The organism is Peribacillus sp. FSL R5-0717, assembly GCF_038002945.1.
GTDB classification, from domain to species: Bacteria; Bacillota; Bacilli; order Bacillales; family DSM-1321; genus Peribacillus; species Peribacillus frigoritolerans.
Genome location: NZ_JBBOOF010000001.1, coordinates 4,142,304 through 4,157,745, shown reverse-complemented (window position 1 = coordinate 4,157,745; position 15,442 = coordinate 4,142,304). Strand labels below are relative to the sequence as shown.

Genomic DNA, 15,442 nt, shown 5'->3' with positions numbered 1-15,442 from the left:
ATGCACCTTTAAAAACGTTCATCTTTCAGTTCTCCTTGAAATACCGTCTGATGTTCAACAAGTATGACATCCGCACCGATCTTTTTTATTTTGCGCCATGGAATCACAATGTCTTGTTCTCTTCCAAAAAAGCCCATTAATCGGGTGCCATTTGAAACGACGATGGCCTCTATTTTCCCCGTGGCCGTATTTATTTCAAGGTCTGACATATTACCCAACTTCTTCCCATCCGCTATATTGACGATATCCTTTATTTGAAATTCTGAAATCCTGGTCACATCACTCAGCTCCTCAAAAATTCATCATAGATGAAGGTCCTATTCCTATGTATATGACAAGATGCGCTCAAGGATGAAGATTACGATAAATAAACGTCCCCGATTCACGATCCCTTCCGGAAGGGATTTTCAACAAAAATAAAAAAGCCGCAATGGATAAGTAGCTATGAAGCGGGTATCGACATTTTTGCCCTGCCCGCTTCAGCTAACTTTTTCTCATGCTCAGCTTCTACTGTTGGATATTTTTATTCATTTGCTTGATTGCCGCTTTTTCCAAGCGGGAGACCTGTGCTTGTGAAATGCCGATTTCCTCGGCTACCTCCATTTGCGTCTTCCCTTGGAAAAACCGTTTGCGAAGGATCATTTTTTCCCGGTCATTCAACCGTCTCATGCCTTCATTTATAGCTATTTCATCAATCCAGGTACTATCTTTATTTTTTTCATCACTCAGTTGGTCGAGTACATAAATCGGATCCCCGCCATCATTATAAATCGGTTCAAAAAGTGAAACTGGATCTTGTATAGCATCTAGTGCAAAAACAATTTCTTCATGAGGTACTTCCAACACCTTGGCGATTTCTTCAGCTGTCGGCTCACGAAGGGTCTGGCTTATGAGCTTTTCTTTTACCTGCAAAGCTTTGTAAGCGATGTCTCTTAAAGAACGGGATACCCGAATCGGATTATTGTCACGAAGATATCTTCTGATTTCTCCAATAATCATCGGTACAGCATACGTTGAAAACTTAACATTTTGACCTAGGTCAAAGTTATCTATCGACTTCATCAACCCTATACAGCCTACCTGAAATAGATCATCTACATACTCTCCCCGATTGTTGAAGCGTTGAATGACGCTTAGAACGAGTCGAAGATTCCCGTTTACCAGTTTCTCTCTTGCTGAAATATCGCCATCTTGCAGTTCTTTAAAGAGTTTTCTCATTTCTTCATTCTTTAAAACCGGTAATTTTGATGTATCCACACCGCAGATTTCAACCTTATTACGAGACAAAATTATTCCCTCCTCACAGGAGCGCTGTACAAAAAACAGTATTTCCGCGGGAGGAAAAAATATGCACATGGCCAGAACAGAAAATCCCGATTATTTTTCAATATTACTACCGAAGTATTGATTTGATTGACATTTAAGCACTTTATTTTTTTACACCATTTTATTAAATTCTTTACGAAGCCTCTTAATAATCCGTTTTTCCAAACGCGAAATGTAAGATTGGGAAATCCCCAGCATGTCGGCAACGTCCTTTTGGGTTTTTTCTTCTCCTCCTGCAAGTCCAAAACGGAGTTCCATTATCTGTTTTTCACGTTCCGATAACTGTGTAAGTGCTTTTGTCAGCAACTTACGGTCAACGTTTGCCTCAAGGTCTTTCGTGATAATGTCATCATCCGTTCCAAGTACATCGGATAACAGTAGTTCATTTCCATCCCAATCAATATTCAGAGGTTCATCAAAAGAAACTTCAGAGCGGATTTTGTTATTTCTGCGTAAATACATCAATATTTCATTCTCGATGCATCTCGATGCATATGTAGCCAGTTTTATTTTCTTCTCTGGATTGAATGTATTCACAGCCTTGATCAAACCTATGGTACCTATGCTGATTAAATCTTCAATGTTGATGCCTGTATTTTCGAATTTCCTGGCAATATAAACAACCAGCCTTAAATTACGTTCAATCAAGATCGAGCGTGCAGCTTCATCGCCATTTGGTAATTTATTGATCAGTATTGCCTCTTCTTCCTTTGAAAGGGGCGGCGGCAGTGCCTCACTCCCTCCTATATAAAATATTTCGTCCGTTTTCAATCCGAGCTTGAACAATAGTTTGTACCAAAAGTAAGTAAGCCGAAGAATGAATTTCTTCAAAATAATTCTCCCTTCTAATAAACGGATTATGGGTCAAATTCAAGAGTGAATCGATGGTTCAGGAGGCAGTTTGCACCGGTATGCCGGTTAACATCTTCGGGTGAACGATAGATTGATAGCTATTGTCGGGAGAGAGTTGTTGAAAGGTGAACGAAATGAGACCCTGCTTGACATGAAATTCTTTTTCTCCTTGAACGATTTTAATATAATCGGGTTTGATTGCGGTTAACAGCTGATGTTCATGACCTACGACTTTATAAGGGATGACACGCATTCTTCCTGTCCATGAATATTCGGGCTGCACTTCCTGACTAATCAGGGTATCGGGGTTTTTAAAGAGCTCTAGCATATCATTCGGAATTCCCGTTTCCGCGCCTGAAAGAGAAATGATCATTACTGGGGAACGTGTAATCGGGTCATATAGTTGATTACCGCTATCCACCAATCCATGAAACGTTCCTTCAAAGTCAGAAATTTTAACCGAGACCGAAACCATTTGTTCATGTGTAAGCTTGGTCATTTCCATCCCTTCTATTGTTCGCCTGGAAAATTGCCATGCGAGCGGGAACCCGATCATGACGAATATCCAGCTGACAGGGTCGCCAAAACGATTGATTCCGGCATATTGACCAGGGTCCTTGGACACGATTTGGAATTCAAATAGGTAGTGAAGTCCTAGAAGGATTCCTCCCGATAAAAATGTCACAAAATATAAAGTGGCCACCGATTTCACGAAAAGTTTTAGCCTATTAAACCCAAAGGTTGCCAGCACCATGACCATGGATACTAAAATCTTCATGTATACCCGGTCGGCAATTGCATAAAAAGGAGTAAATGCCAATACGATAATGAAGGAACCAATCAGTCCGCCGATGCACACCCGCCAAAGAGCTACCCTTCGTTTGAGAATGATTGCGGTCCAATATAAAAGGAGGCAGTCAAATAACCAATTCAATAACCAGATCACATCTAAATATAAAGTCAAACACCCTCCCCTCCTTATATGAACTAACCTTCCACTAGCAAAAAGTATAGCGTACCTGCCCTAAGAAAGTGTGTCACTTTTTGTATTGAAAACTTAAGAGTTTTTCAGTCATTTTTACCCTTTTTGTAGAAAATCAGCTATTGATATTTTCAATACTGTCTTAGAGACTATCCTGCTCCCTTTTACTTCTGTCGATTTATGTTATAAAAGTTTAATAATTTCTCTCTCATCTTTTTACATTAATGAATGGAAGTGAGCAAAAGATGGAAGCTCCCTTCTGCCCAGGCAACATCCAGCACAATTCCGTCTAGGGATGCATTTTATTAACGACAAAAAACCGTCCCCAAATGGGAACGGCATATGACGTCGTTATTAACGGCGTCTATTACGGTTACGGAGGAAGGTTGGAATATCCAAAGCCTCATCGCCTTGATTGGCATTACGTGCAGGCTGTTCATTGACTTCTTCCCTCTTCACTTCACGCTTCACGTTAGACTGAGGCGTTTGTTGTGTCTGAGGTCTTGATTGCTGCTGCTGTCCGAGTGTTGGACGTCCAGTAGGCCGAATTGAAGCTTCAACCTCGTTAAAGCCTGTAGCAATTACCGTAACGACGATTTCATCTTTAAGGTTTTCATTGATAACAGAACCAAAAATCATGTTGACGTCTTGATCGGATGCTGTAGCCACGATATCGGCCGCTTCCTGGACTTCAAAAAGACTTAGGTTCGTACCACCGGTAATATTCATCAGTACACCTTGGGCGCCATCAATCGATGTTTCAAGCAACGGACTGGAAATGGCTTTTTTCGCCGCTTCAGCTGCACGGTTTTCCCCGGAGGAAATCCCGATTCCCATAAGAGCGGAACCTTTGTTGGACATAATCGTCTTCACATCGGCAAAGTCCAAGTTAATAAGACCTGGAACAGCAATTAAATCTGAAATCCCTTGTACACCCTGGCGAAGTACATTATCCGCTTCACGGAATGCTTCAAGCATTGGCGTGCTTTTATCGACGATTTCAAGGAGGCGGTCGTTCGGAATGACGATCAGTGTGTCAACCGATTCCTTCATGGATGAAATGCCGCCTTGTGCCTGTGTTGCACGTTTTCGGCCTTCGAAAGTAAATGGACGGGTAACTACACCCACTGTAAGGGCCCCTAGATCTTTAGCAATGCCCGCTATGACAGGAGCTGCCCCCGTTCCCGTACCGCCGCCCATTCCAGCCGTTACGAATACCATATCGGCACCTTTAAGCGCTTCTTCAATCTGCTCTTTGCTTTCTTCAGCAGCTTTTTTTCCTACCTCTGGATTGGCACCTGCACCCAAACCGCGTGTAAGCTTCCCACCGATTTGCATTTTGATTTCTGCTTTTGATAGATTAAGAGCCTGTGCGTCAGTATTGACAGAAATAAACTCAACACCCTGTACACCATGCTCGATCATTCTGTTTACCGCATTGTTTCCGCCGCCGCCAACACCTATTACTTTTATCGTTGCTAATTGTTCTAGATTAGAATCAAACTCCAACATGACAATCCTCCTATTTTGACGAAATTCCCGATTCTTAATGATTGTTATTCAAAAAAGTAACCCAGGATTTTTTTGAATTTAGATTCACCTTTTTCACCTTGTTTTTTAGCCGTGTTCTCTTTATTTTTCTGAGAAACCTTCTGGCTGCGCTGGTCGTTATCTTCTTGAGCTTGTCCAGCTGCTACAGGAGTTTTATTAGCGGTGTTTTTTTGCATTCTCTCTTTCTTGCATGCGTGTTTAATCAAACCAACAGCCGTGGTGTATTGGGGTTCCCTAACACCGATGTAATTGGGTTCAGCTGTCCTTACTCGGTTTTGGAACACATATTGAGCTAGTTCCAGGACACCCGGCATCTTGACGACGCCCCCGGTCAACACGAAACCACCCGGTATATCCTGGAAGCCAAGTCTCTTCAAATCATCTTGAATCAACTCGAATATTTCGGTCACCCGCGCTTCAATGATATCCGAAAGCATTAACTGGTTGCAGGTCTGTTGCTGATCGCTGCCGATGATCGGTATTTGGAATACTTCATCTTCAGACGCGTCATCATAATAGGCATGTCCATGCTTTACTTTTATTTTCTCAGCTTCTTCCATAGTCGTCCTTAGAACGATGGAAAGGTCCTTCGTAAGTGTTTCCCCGCCTATAGGTATCACAGACGTATATTGTAAATAGCCTTGTTCGAAAATTGCCAGGGTCGTGGAACCTCCGCCAATATCGACAAGTGCCACACCAAGTTCTTTTTCATCCTTGGATAAAACAAGGGAACCTGCGGCTAAAGGCTGAAGGGCGATATCGGTTATTTCCAATCCTGCCCTTTCCACACAGCGCAGCGTATTATGTAAAATTGTCCGAAGACCTGTGATTAAAATCCCTCTCATTTCCAACCGGACACCTATCATGCCCCGTGGATCACTGATTTCATCAAGTTCATCAACTTTGTAGTGAATCGGCACCACGTCGATGATTTCCCTGTCGGATGGTATCGTTATTAACTCAGCTGCTTCCCTGACACGGAAAACGTCATGCTCGGTAATCTCTTTATTGTCACTGGATACCGCTACTACCCCATGACACGGCTGAAGCGTCACATGATTTCCACTTATGCCGACGATTACCTTTGTTATCTCCATCCCTATCATCCGTTCTGCTTGCTCTATAGCCTTTTGAATGGATTGGACGGTTTCATCTATACCGACGATCGAACCCTTTTTGAGCCCTTCTGATTTAACATTTCCTACACCGATTATATTTAATGTGTCATTGACCATTTCCCCAATGATAACTTTTACACTGGATGTACCGATGTCAAGACTTACGTATATTTCGTTGCTGTTCATTCCATGGCACCTCCTTCAGTTTTATACATGTATTAGTAGAATAACATTTTTATATCGAAGACTTATACATTATAGAATAACAGAACTGTTTACAACAACTGACGAATTACATAGATAAGCGTTTCATTTTGCATTTCCCGAACAAAACTCGTACTTTATGGTGCATATTGTTCGCTTCTCTACGAGACTGATTTACTAAAAAAACTAGATACTGCCATAAACTATTCGTCATTTATAACTTAATTCCCTTTAAAATTATAGATTTTTTTTCTGCTTTTTCCGGGAAATGGACCATTTTTCAATCAGGATCCTTCTAATCAGGGCAATATTTTGAAAGAGCCTGACACCGAATACAAAGATTGCGGCTAAATATAAGTCTACACCAAGATGTACACCTAGAAAAGCCAAACCTGCGGCTAAAATAATATTAAAGAAGAATCCTGTTACAAATACAACTTCATCATAAAGATTTTGCAAATGAGCCCGTATCCCCCCAAATAAGGTATCAAAAGCAGCAAGCACGGCTATGGAGAGATAATTTGAATATTCATGGGGAATATCAAAATCCACCAAAAAACCAAGGGTGATTCCAATCAACAGACCAAAAACTGAAAGCCACATCACGATTCCCCCCCATCCATAATGGGCTCCATATGTTCCACGTTTATAGCATTTTGGTAAGCCGGCAATGTCAACTTGCCGGAAGGCACCTTAATCTGCACTTCAAAATTGTCTATAAAGAAATCATCCATAAGTTCGGAACCTTCAATGCGCTGCTTCAGTTTCTTTGGATTAACGGTTATTACCTGCATTTCGACCGGGTAATGAACCAGAGGGTATCCGTCCATTTTCGGCTGCCCATTAATATCACGAATAACCGATGTTGATATATACCTTTGTCCTGAAATGGAAATTTCGTCAGCGCCATATCTATACATTTCATTAATGAGCCTAATGATCAATACTGGTGAAATATACTCGACCTTCTCACCAAGAAGGATATCGGCTTTGATAGGCTGTATAGATACGATTACCCCATTACCTCTTATTTCGGTCAAACCTGCGTCAGTCTTCAATTCGGTCAGGGTGTCACGCAAGACTTCTTCTTTACTCTCATTTTTCTTTGTTTCATAAGATGCTATTTTTCCCTCAAGCTTACTGATACCCTCTATTAATTCCGCCTGGGTCTGCTGTTCTTTCAATAAATCATTTTTCAGTTCCCACATATCCCTTGTATCGGATACGACAGGCTGATTCACCAAATTGAATTGAATAGCGAGCATGAAGCCAGCAATCAACGTAACCAAACTAAAAGAAAGCTTTTTTTTCATTTCCAGTTTCTCACCAATCTTTCATCGAATCCGGCGGTCACGATCACCCTCCAATAATTGGATCAAAAATGATATTCTTTTGCTTTTCCACTGTAAAGATAATATTCTCATTAACCAGCTGTTCCTTGATGCCACCCGGTAAATCCAGTGAAGCACCCAGGACTTCCGGGTCCCCTATCGCAGATATGATGAAGGGAGCAGGATGCTGATGGCCATCGATTGTAATCACAGGCCCATTACAGATTATGTATGAATCATGATTTAACCTTTGGCCGTTAATCGCAACAGCCTCTGCACCTGATATGTATAATTCATTGACGACCTTGAAGACATGCTGTTCATGGACGAGGTAATTATTAACATTGGCTTCTGATTCCATATCTGTACCATCTTCAAGCGTCACCTGAAGGCCTGAGCCTTTCACTTTCACTTTTCCGAGAAACATTCGGTATTTTTCCGTTTCCTTTGCCAAATTGAAAAAAAGCTGCTTTTCCTGAGCTAGGTCTTTTTCTATTTGGGATACATTTTCTTGCTTCTGGAGGAGTTCCTTCTGAAGTTCCCGGTTCTGCTTCTCTTGTTCGATCAGCTGCTGCCTGAGCTCATATTCCTGGTCCCAGGCTTTGTCCTTCCCTGCACCTTCACCTTCTTTGGTCAGATTGTAAGAGAAGGCAATCATGAATCCGAGAACCACGCAAACCAGGGGTAAAACCACCCGGTTGCCATTAATTTTCCTCATTGGTGTCTTCCTTTTGTTCAGCGTCTTCATATGCTTTAAAATAAGAACCCACTTCCAGATCGATGACTCCCTTTACATTTGGATCCAGCTGGCTGACTATCGATGGATAGTGAATCATTTTCTCGTATAAAGTCCGGCTTGTCGCACTTACTTCAAACCCATCGTTCATGAACATGACGATATGGTATTCATCGGTTTTTGTAGGAGCGTAATGAATTTCCGAAATGGCATTCTGAATCTCGTCAGGAAGCTTGTCCAGCTCTTCTAAAAGCAACTTTAATGCTTTACCCTCTTTGAAACCAATTAAAACAGGGGCAAATACTGGAATTTCTCCTGTTGCTAACTCCTCTAAAACGGACCCGTTTTCCAAAATGGGTGCAAACTTCCCATTATTGGACAGATATGCCATCCTGTTATGTTCCGAAACCGTAATTTTAATGGAATTGGGAAATACCGGTGTCACCTTAACGCTTTTTATTTCTTGATTTTTTTTGATATTGGCTGCCGCTGTCCCTGTATCAACCTTCCAGATGCTTCGATCCTTCTTCACCTTACTCAATTTAATGATCTGTTTGGAAGTAATATAACGATTCCCCTCTACCTGCACGGATTTCACATAGCTCAACGGGGATAGGAAATATAGCACACAAGCAACAAGAATGAAGAAAAGGGACAGCAAAAGAACAAGTCGCCTGTTTGCTTTGCTTTTTCTTAATTGTTTTAATTTCGGGATGCGGTCCTCAATGGAAACGATTTTTCCCTTTTCCATCCCCTTCACCTCTTCCTGAAAAAATGGATGGTTCTTGACAGTTCGAAATCAAGACAAACTCAATATTATGTTCTTAACAAACTTTAAAGGTAACACATTATATCACAATATTTGGATATAATGCATCCCGTTATTTTCTTCCGATAATTTCCACTTCTGTTTCCATTTCAACTTCAAATTTATCATATACAGTATCCTTCACATGCTGTATCAAGGCTTGAACATCCGCTGCACTTCCATTACCTGTGTTAACGATGAAGTTCCCGTGCATCGGTGAAATCTGGGCTCCGCCAATAGAATGTCCCTTCAAGCCTGCATTCTCGACCAATTTACCAGCATGGTGTGGAAGTGGATTCCTAAATATGCTCCCGGCACACGGCAGATTATATGGCTGGGTATCTTTACGATAATTCTTGTTATTTTGCATTCTTTCAACGATTTCGGTTTTATCCCCCTCTGTCAATTGAAAAATTGCTTCCAGTACGATACCGGGTCTTTTCTTCTGAAGCAGAGAAGTTCGATAAGAAAACTCCATTTCCTCTTTCGAAAGCCAAGCTAGAGTTCCATCTTCAAAAAGAACATGTGCCTGCTTGAGTATTTCACTCATATCGGAACCATGTGCACCAGCGTTCATATAGACCGCTCCGCCGACGGAACCAGGAATCCCACTGGCAAATTCCAATCCTGCATATCCTTTTTTACTGATTTGTACGGAGAGGCTTACAAGTGATACCCCAGCTCCTGCTTTGATCTCCGTCCCATTTATCTCGAGATGATCAAGACCTCTGCCCAATTTAAGCACGGCACCTTCAATTCCGCCATCACTGACCAGCAGGTTCGAGCCCCTGCCGATCACCCTCCACGGCATCCCATTTTCTTTGATGACCTGCATCGTTTTTTCTATATTTTCAATGGATGACGGCACGATGAATAAATCAGCCGGCCCCCCAATTTTCATAGTTGTATGATTTGCAAGCGGTTCCTGTTCAAGAACTTTGCCGATTTTCATTTCAGTTAATTGCTTTATCACATTATCCATGATAAACCTCCTTGTTGTTCCAAAATTCCAAGTTATAATTTTCATTTCCTCTTCCATGAGGTCACTTATATTACAAGATTAATAACGCCTTTTTAGCAGAAAAATGAACAGAAGCAAGCCCCAGTACGGCCTAACCCTCTTATACTATAGTCTAAACAAAGACGTATTGCCAATATTTATTGTGGATTCCCCAACATTCATACATGGTAATATTTAAGCGGCATTTCATTTATTTCTAATTTTCGGCAAGCCCCCAAAAAAAATCGTTTTTCCTGGAAGGGTTTTCAACGTAAAAAAGGGAAGCCCTGCGTTCAACAGGACTTCCCTTTTGCCAAACCACATTTTTTTCTTATTTCAGAACCTCGAATATCGGCTAATATTCAGGAGCACCCCAATCGCCATCAACATGAGCGTCAGCGATGAACCGCCATAACTTAAGAGGGGCAAGGTGATACCCGTAACCGGCATAAGTCCCGTTACCACCCCTATATTGATCATCACTTGAATGGCGACCATTGCAATGATTCCTACTGCTACAAGGCTCCCGTATAAATCAGGGGCACCAAGTGCGATCCGAATGCCCCGCCAAAGCATTAGCGCAAATAATAAAATGACAAGAGAGCCCCCGATGAAGCCAAGTTCCTCGGAGAGTATGGCAAAAATGAAATCAGTCTGCGGTTCGGGTAAATAGAAAAACTTTTGGCGGCTTTGCCCGAGTCCCAATCCGAACAACCCCCCTGGCCCGATTGCATAAAACGATTGAATCATCTGAAATCCACTGCCCAAAGGGTCTTCCCATGGATCCAGAAAAGACGTGATCCTTTTTATCCGGTAGGGCGCTGACAAAATCAGACCGATAAAACCTGCTACCCCAATTAGCCCCAAGCCGACAAAATGACTGATTCTTGCCCCGGAAATAAAAATCATGACAATGCACGTTCCAACCATTACCGTTCCCGTTCCAAGGTCTGGCTGTAACATGATCAAACCAAATGCCAAAAACACTAAACCCAAGGATGGAAGCATCCCTTTTTTAAAGGAGGTGATCAGCTTTTGCCGTTCTGATAAAAACTTAGCTAAAAAAGCGATCATCGCCAGCTTCATGAACTCAGAGGGTTGGACCGAAAAAGCACCTACACCAATCCAGCTCCTCGAACCATTTCTCGCCATCCCTATACCTGGTACAAGCACAGCAAGTAACATAATGAAACAAATGATGATAAGGATTTTGGCCCATGTCCGCCACGTCCAGTAATCCACATTCATGATGAAAAACATGGCTATGACACCGACGCAGGCAAAAAGCAACTGCCTTTTAGCAAAATAAAACGAATCATCAAATTTATATGTTGCCCAAATGGCACTCGCGCTGTAAACCATGATTAATCCAACAGTCAAAAGACTTAAGGTGACGATAATGAGAATGAGATCAGGATTCGATTTTTTTAATGGCACGGACATCCACCTCTAGGAAGTTTTTAGCCTACGAATATAAACATCAGTGCTGATTGCTTGTCAGCACTTTAGTCAAAAAAAAAGCGATAACGGCTCATTATCGCTTTTTTTCATGGTGTCAACGTAGAAGCAGGATCACTTCTCTCTGCGAAAGCTCTTACTTAAGTTTATGCACGGCCTCCATAAACATGTCTCCTCTTTGCTCAAAAGTTTTATATTGATCCCAGCTTGCACAAGCCGGGGAGAGAAGAATACAGTCGCCTTCATTTGATAATTCAAATGCAGCCGGTACGGCCTTTTCTACATTATCGACACGTTTTATATTCGCTATTCCTATTTCTTTGGCTACCCGTTCAATTTTTTCCGCCGTTTCGCCAAAAGTTATCACGGCTTTGACATTTTTCATCGCCGGTTTCAACTCATCAAATTCATTTCCGCGATCCAGACCGCCTGCCAATAAGATGACCGGTTCCGTAAAGGATGTTAACGCTTTGGATGCTGCAAGAATGTTCGTCGCTTTCGAATCATTATAAAATTTACGGTTATCGATCGTTGCCACGAACTGCAGACGGTGCTCCACACCATAAAATGTTTTCAATACAGTCTGAATGGCTTCATTAGCTACACCCTTAAGCTTGGCCGCTGAGATGGCGGCGAGTACATTTTCCAAATTATGCTTCCCGGGAAGGGCTATCTCTGAAACTTCAATGATTTTTTCCCCTCGGAAACAGGCGGCACCATCTTCCACATAGGCTCCATTCTCATGTTTCACTTCAGCTGAAAAAGGTACAAGTTGAGCCTTGGTCTCTTTCGCCATGGATAAAACAAGATCTTGATCTGCATTATAAATCATGAAATCTGATGCTATTTGATTTTTCGTGATGGCAGCTTTTGCTTCGACATATTCCTGTTTGGAACTGTGATAATCCAAATGTGCATCATACAAATTTGTCACGATTGAGATTTCAGGACGAAATTCGTCTATTCCCATTAACTGAAACGATGATAATTCTATGACGATCGAGTCATCTGGTTTTGCATGTTCAGCAACACCAGATGCCACTGTCCCGATATTACCGGCAATCAGCGGGGATTTTTCACCGGACTTCAACATTTCGTATATCAATGTTGTCGTGGTCGTTTTCCCATTTGTACCAGTGATTCCTATGAAAGGTGCTTCACTTATCTGGTAGGCCAGTTCAACTTCCGTGATAACAGGAATCCCTTTTTCCAATGCCCCTTTTACGATAGGGTTCCGATAGGGGATTCCCGGATTTTTCACGATCAGCTCGAACCCCTCATCCAGAAGCTCGATTGGATGACTGCCGCAGATGACTTTGATTCCCTGTTCAAGAAGTCCTTGAGCCTCAGGATTTTCCGATAATGGCTTCATGTCATTAACCGTCACGAAAGCACCTAATTTATGTAGAAGCGAAGCTGCCATCACTCCGCTTTTTGCCAAACCCAATACTAATATCTTTTTCTCTGAATACTTTGCAGTCTCTTTCAATTATATCCACACCTCTAAATAGATTCCGAGTACCGCACACAGCAGCCCCACTGTCCAGAAAGTGACGACGACACGCCATTCCGACCAGCCGGAAAGCTCATAATGGTGGTGAAGCGGACTCATTTTAAATATACGTTTACCAGTCGTTTTAAAAGATCCTACCTGAAGGATGACCGAGAGCGTTTCAATGACGAAGACTCCGCCAATGATTACCAGGAGGATTTCAAGCTTCGTTAACAAGGCGATGGTTGCGATCGCTCCCCCAAGGGCCAAGGAGCCCGTATCCCCCATGAAAACCTTTGCCGGGTGTGCATTGAATACCAAAAATCCGAGTACTGCACCGACAACCGCCACCGAAAAAATGGCGACATCATATTGTGACTGACTCCAGGCCAAAATGGCAAAAGCACCAAAGGCAATGGCTGATGTCCCTGAGACAAGTCCATCAAGCCCATCCGTCAAATTGACGGCATTCGAAAAGCCTACCAGCCAGAATATAACGATGAACAGATAAAACCAGCCAAAATCAAAAGCAAAGTCAGTGCCTGGAATCGTCAATTCAGGATTAAAACGGTCTGTCTGCTTGAAGACGAAGTAAAAGATGACCGAAATCACAATTTGTCCAAGCAGTTTTTGCTTGGAAGTCAGTCCCAGGTTACGCTTCATGACCACTTTGATGAAATCATCAAGGAAACCTAATAAACCAAAACCTAAAGTAACGAATAATAATAAATACGTTTCGGTTGAAGGTGCCGAAAATTTCAAAGTCATGACTAGTGTAGCGATGGTAACAGATAATAATATGACCAAACCGCCCATGGTGGGTGTTCCCGTTTTTTTCAAATGCGATTGCGGGCCTTCTTCCCTAATACTTTGCCCGAATTTCAATCTTCTTAAAAACGGGATGAAAATCGGCGAAAGAAGAACGGTTACTAAAAACGCCACCAAAATCGTATAAAAAATCACTTGTTCCAACATTCCTTATTCCCTCATTCCTAACACAATTCAAATATTAAATTCTGCTTGATGTCTTTTCCTATTTTGTTGCAGGGTAATTTCAGCATTGGTTCAAACTGAACCCAAACGACTTTGAATCGCCTTTTCCGCTTCTTCACGGTCATCGAAGTGAAGCACTTCGTCACCGACCAATTGATAGGTTTCATGACCTTTTCCAGCAATTAATATAACGTCGCCCTCTTCCGCCTTGGAAACTGCGTAAGCTATCGCCTGCCTGCGGTCTTCAATAACCGTATATTCTTTGCCTGCTACACCAGCTTCCATATCCCGGAGGATCTGGGCAGCATTTTCACTGCGTGGATTATCCGAAGTGAAGATCGGGTCAGTCGCCAAGCTGCATGCAATTTGCGCCATGATTGGACGCTTTGTCTTGTCTCGGTCCCCGCCGCAGCCCACTATCACGTAAATTTTCTTTCTAGCAAACTCACCAACAGTCTTCAGAACATTTTCCAAACTGTCCGGAGTATGGGCATAGTCAACGATGACCGGGAAGTCCTGATTCGCTGAAATGAGCTCAAAACGGCCTGCAACACCTTTTATATCCTCGACGGATCTAATTGTCTCATCCAGATCGTTACCGGCGCACAAGGCAGCAGAGATGGCAGAGAGTACATTATAAACACTGAATTTACCAATTAGCTTCAGCTGAATGTATCGCTCTTCTTTACCTGCTGTCAAGGTGAACGATGTGCCATTTGCATCAATTTTTATATCTTTGGCCCTGATATCCGCTTCATTGTCTATGCCGTATGTAACGACTGTAGCAGCAGTCACCTTAATGAAATCGGCAGTTGCCTCATCATCAGCATTAAGTACAGCATATTTAGGGCGATTTTCTATGTAAGCATTGCCAAGCTGTGAGAAAAATAAGGATTTTGCCTGCCTGTATCTGTCCATGGTTTTATGAAAATCCAAATGATCCTGTGTGAGATTCGTAAAGACGGCAATATCATAATCACAGCCATGGACGCGCCCAAGCTCAAGTGCATGCGATGAAACCTCCATAATGGCCGTGGAGACGGATGCTTCGGCCATTTCATGAAAAGCCTTCTGTAGTGTAACGCTATCTGGCGTCGTATTCTTGGTTTCATATACCGTATCGGCGATTTTTGTATACATCGTGCCAATCAAGCCTGTTTTTTCATGTCGATCCTCGAAAATCTTTTCCAATAAGTGACTGGTCGTCGTCTTTCCATTCGTTCCTGTAATTCCGATCAAGCGCATCTTTTGAGTCGGATGGCCATAAAATGCATCGGCAAGAACCGCCATCGCCCTGCTCGAATCCCTGACTACGATCACGGGAACATCGAGGTCAAGCGGCCTTTCGGCAATGACTGCTGCAGCTCCATGCTCTACAGCAAGTTGGGCAAAATCATGACCATCGACTGTATAACCTTTTATACAAACAAATAAACTTCCGTCTATGACTTTACGGTTATCATTTTCAATGGAGGTGATTTCAGGATTTTCTCCTTCATACGTAAATAAGGAGTGTAAATAAGATAGTAATTTGTGAAGCTTCATTTTTCCATCCCTCTCAACTTAATTTGAGGATTCATTATATGTGATT

General features: G+C 42.3%; 15 protein-coding genes. All 15 read right to left on the bottom strand.

Features of this window, described 5'->3' with window-relative positions:
- Positions 1-8: 8 nt before the first annotated feature.
- The 15 genes from NYE65_RS20115 to NYE65_RS20045 all read right to left on the bottom strand — a co-directional run bounded on the left by NYE65_RS20115 (position 9) and on the right by NYE65_RS20045 (position 15,396).
- Positions 9-278: a YlmC/YmxH family sporulation protein gene (locus tag NYE65_RS20115; protein WP_034313870.1), complete on the bottom strand. Its 270-nt coding sequence runs from the start codon at positions 276-278 to the stop codon at positions 9-11.
- Between the two features lie 229 nt (positions 279-507).
- Positions 508-1,287, bottom strand: a complete 780-nt coding sequence (sigG, locus tag NYE65_RS20110; RefSeq protein WP_034313871.1) for an RNA polymerase sporulation sigma factor SigG — start codon at positions 1,285-1,287, stop codon at positions 508-510.
- Positions 1,288-1,437: 150 nt separating this feature from the next.
- Positions 1,438-2,157 (bottom strand): RNA polymerase sporulation sigma factor SigE, encoded by a 720-nt coding sequence (gene sigE / locus NYE65_RS20105; protein WP_034313874.1) that lies wholly within the window; start codon positions 2,155-2,157, stop codon positions 1,438-1,440.
- Positions 2,158-2,215: 58 nt separating this feature from the next.
- Positions 2,216-3,142, bottom strand: coding sequence for a sigma-E processing peptidase SpoIIGA (gene spoIIGA / locus NYE65_RS20100; protein WP_340861518.1), 927 nt, complete (start codon positions 3,140-3,142; stop codon positions 2,216-2,218).
- 372 nt (positions 3,143-3,514) lie between these two features.
- Positions 3,515-4,672 (bottom strand): cell division protein FtsZ, encoded by a 1,158-nt coding sequence (ftsZ, locus tag NYE65_RS20095; protein ID WP_034313879.1) that lies wholly within the window; start codon positions 4,670-4,672, stop codon positions 3,515-3,517.
- Positions 4,673-4,716: 44 nt separating this feature from the next.
- Positions 4,717-6,015: a cell division protein FtsA gene (gene ftsA / locus NYE65_RS20090; protein WP_057278442.1), complete on the bottom strand. Its 1,299-nt coding sequence runs from the start codon at positions 6,013-6,015 to the stop codon at positions 4,717-4,719.
- A gap of 255 nt (positions 6,016-6,270) precedes the next feature.
- Positions 6,271-6,636: a small basic family protein gene (locus tag NYE65_RS20085; RefSeq protein ID WP_034313884.1), complete on the bottom strand. Its 366-nt coding sequence runs from the start codon at positions 6,634-6,636 to the stop codon at positions 6,271-6,273.
- The gene (locus NYE65_RS20080) at positions 6,636-7,346 is read right to left on the bottom strand and encodes a DUF881 domain-containing protein (protein ID WP_340861517.1); all 711 of its coding nucleotides are present in this window, start codon (positions 7,344-7,346) and stop codon (positions 6,636-6,638) included. Before NYE65_RS20080 ends, NYE65_RS20085 begins: the two co-directional genes overlap by 1 nt.
- Before the next feature lie 43 nt (positions 7,347-7,389).
- Positions 7,390-8,082 carry a DUF881 domain-containing protein gene (locus tag NYE65_RS20075; protein ID WP_057278443.1) on the bottom strand — a complete coding sequence of 231 codons (693 nt, stop codon included), beginning with the start codon at positions 8,080-8,082 and terminating at the stop codon, positions 7,390-7,392.
- Positions 8,069-8,851, bottom strand: a complete 783-nt coding sequence (locus NYE65_RS20070) for a cell division protein FtsQ/DivIB (protein ID WP_063576911.1) — start codon at positions 8,849-8,851, stop codon at positions 8,069-8,071. Before NYE65_RS20070 ends, NYE65_RS20075 begins: the two co-directional genes overlap by 14 nt.
- Positions 8,852-8,981: 130 nt before the next feature.
- Positions 8,982-9,890 (bottom strand): UDP-N-acetylmuramate dehydrogenase, encoded by a 909-nt coding sequence (gene murB / locus NYE65_RS20065; protein WP_063576912.1) that lies wholly within the window; start codon positions 9,888-9,890, stop codon positions 8,982-8,984.
- 354 nt (positions 9,891-10,244) lie between these two features.
- Positions 10,245-11,351 carry a stage V sporulation protein E gene (gene spoVE / locus NYE65_RS20060; RefSeq protein WP_034313896.1) on the bottom strand — a complete coding sequence of 369 codons (1,107 nt, stop codon included), beginning with the start codon at positions 11,349-11,351 and terminating at the stop codon, positions 10,245-10,247.
- A 151-nt stretch (positions 11,352-11,502) separates the two neighbouring features.
- Positions 11,503-12,855, bottom strand: coding sequence for a UDP-N-acetylmuramoyl-L-alanine--D-glutamate ligase (gene murD / locus NYE65_RS20055; protein ID WP_063576913.1), 1,353 nt, complete (start codon positions 12,853-12,855; stop codon positions 11,503-11,505).
- Positions 12,856-13,833 (bottom strand): phospho-N-acetylmuramoyl-pentapeptide-transferase, encoded by a 978-nt coding sequence (mraY, locus tag NYE65_RS20050; protein ID WP_034313901.1) that lies wholly within the window; start codon positions 13,831-13,833, stop codon positions 12,856-12,858.
- Between the two features lie 90 nt (positions 13,834-13,923).
- Positions 13,924-15,396 carry a UDP-N-acetylmuramoyl-L-alanyl-D-glutamate--2,6-diaminopimelate ligase gene (locus tag NYE65_RS20045; RefSeq protein ID WP_340861516.1) on the bottom strand — a complete coding sequence of 491 codons (1,473 nt, stop codon included), beginning with the start codon at positions 15,394-15,396 and terminating at the stop codon, positions 13,924-13,926.
- Positions 15,397-15,442 lie beyond the last annotated feature (46 nt).

What these genes read in the sequence shown, in the direction of transcription:
- ftsZ (WP_034313879.1), bottom strand. Translation starts at nt 4,672, where the DNA reads ATGTTGGAGTTTGATTCTAATCTAGAACAATTAGCAACGATAAAAGTA.
- ftsA (WP_057278442.1), bottom strand. Translation starts at nt 6,015, where the DNA reads ATGAACAGCAACGAAATATACGTAAGTCTTGACATCGGTACATCCAGT.
- NYE65_RS20085 (WP_034313884.1), bottom strand. Translation starts at nt 6,636, where the DNA reads ATGTGGCTTTCAGTTTTTGGTCTGTTGATTGGAATCACCCTTGGTTTT.
- NYE65_RS20080 (WP_340861517.1), bottom strand. Translation starts at nt 7,346, where the DNA reads ATGAAAAAAAAGCTTTCTTTTAGTTTGGTTACGTTGATTGCTGGCTTC.
- NYE65_RS20075 (WP_057278443.1), bottom strand. Translation starts at nt 8,082, where the DNA reads ATGAGGAAAATTAATGGCAACCGGGTGGTTTTACCCCTGGTTTGCGTG.
- NYE65_RS20070 (WP_063576911.1), bottom strand. Translation starts at nt 8,851, where the DNA reads ATGGAAAAGGGAAAAATCGTTTCCATTGAGGACCGCATCCCGAAATTA.
- murB (WP_063576912.1), bottom strand. Translation starts at nt 9,890, where the DNA reads ATGGATAATGTGATAAAGCAATTAACTGAAATGAAAATCGGCAAAGTT.
- spoVE (WP_034313896.1), bottom strand. Translation starts at nt 11,351, where the DNA reads ATGTCCGTGCCATTAAAAAAATCGAATCCTGATCTCATTCTCATTATC.
- mraY (WP_034313901.1), bottom strand. Translation starts at nt 13,833, where the DNA reads ATGTTGGAACAAGTGATTTTTTATACGATTTTGGTGGCGTTTTTAGTA.
- NYE65_RS20045 (WP_340861516.1), bottom strand. Translation starts at nt 15,396, where the DNA reads ATGAAGCTTCACAAATTACTATCTTATTTACACTCCTTATTTACGTAT.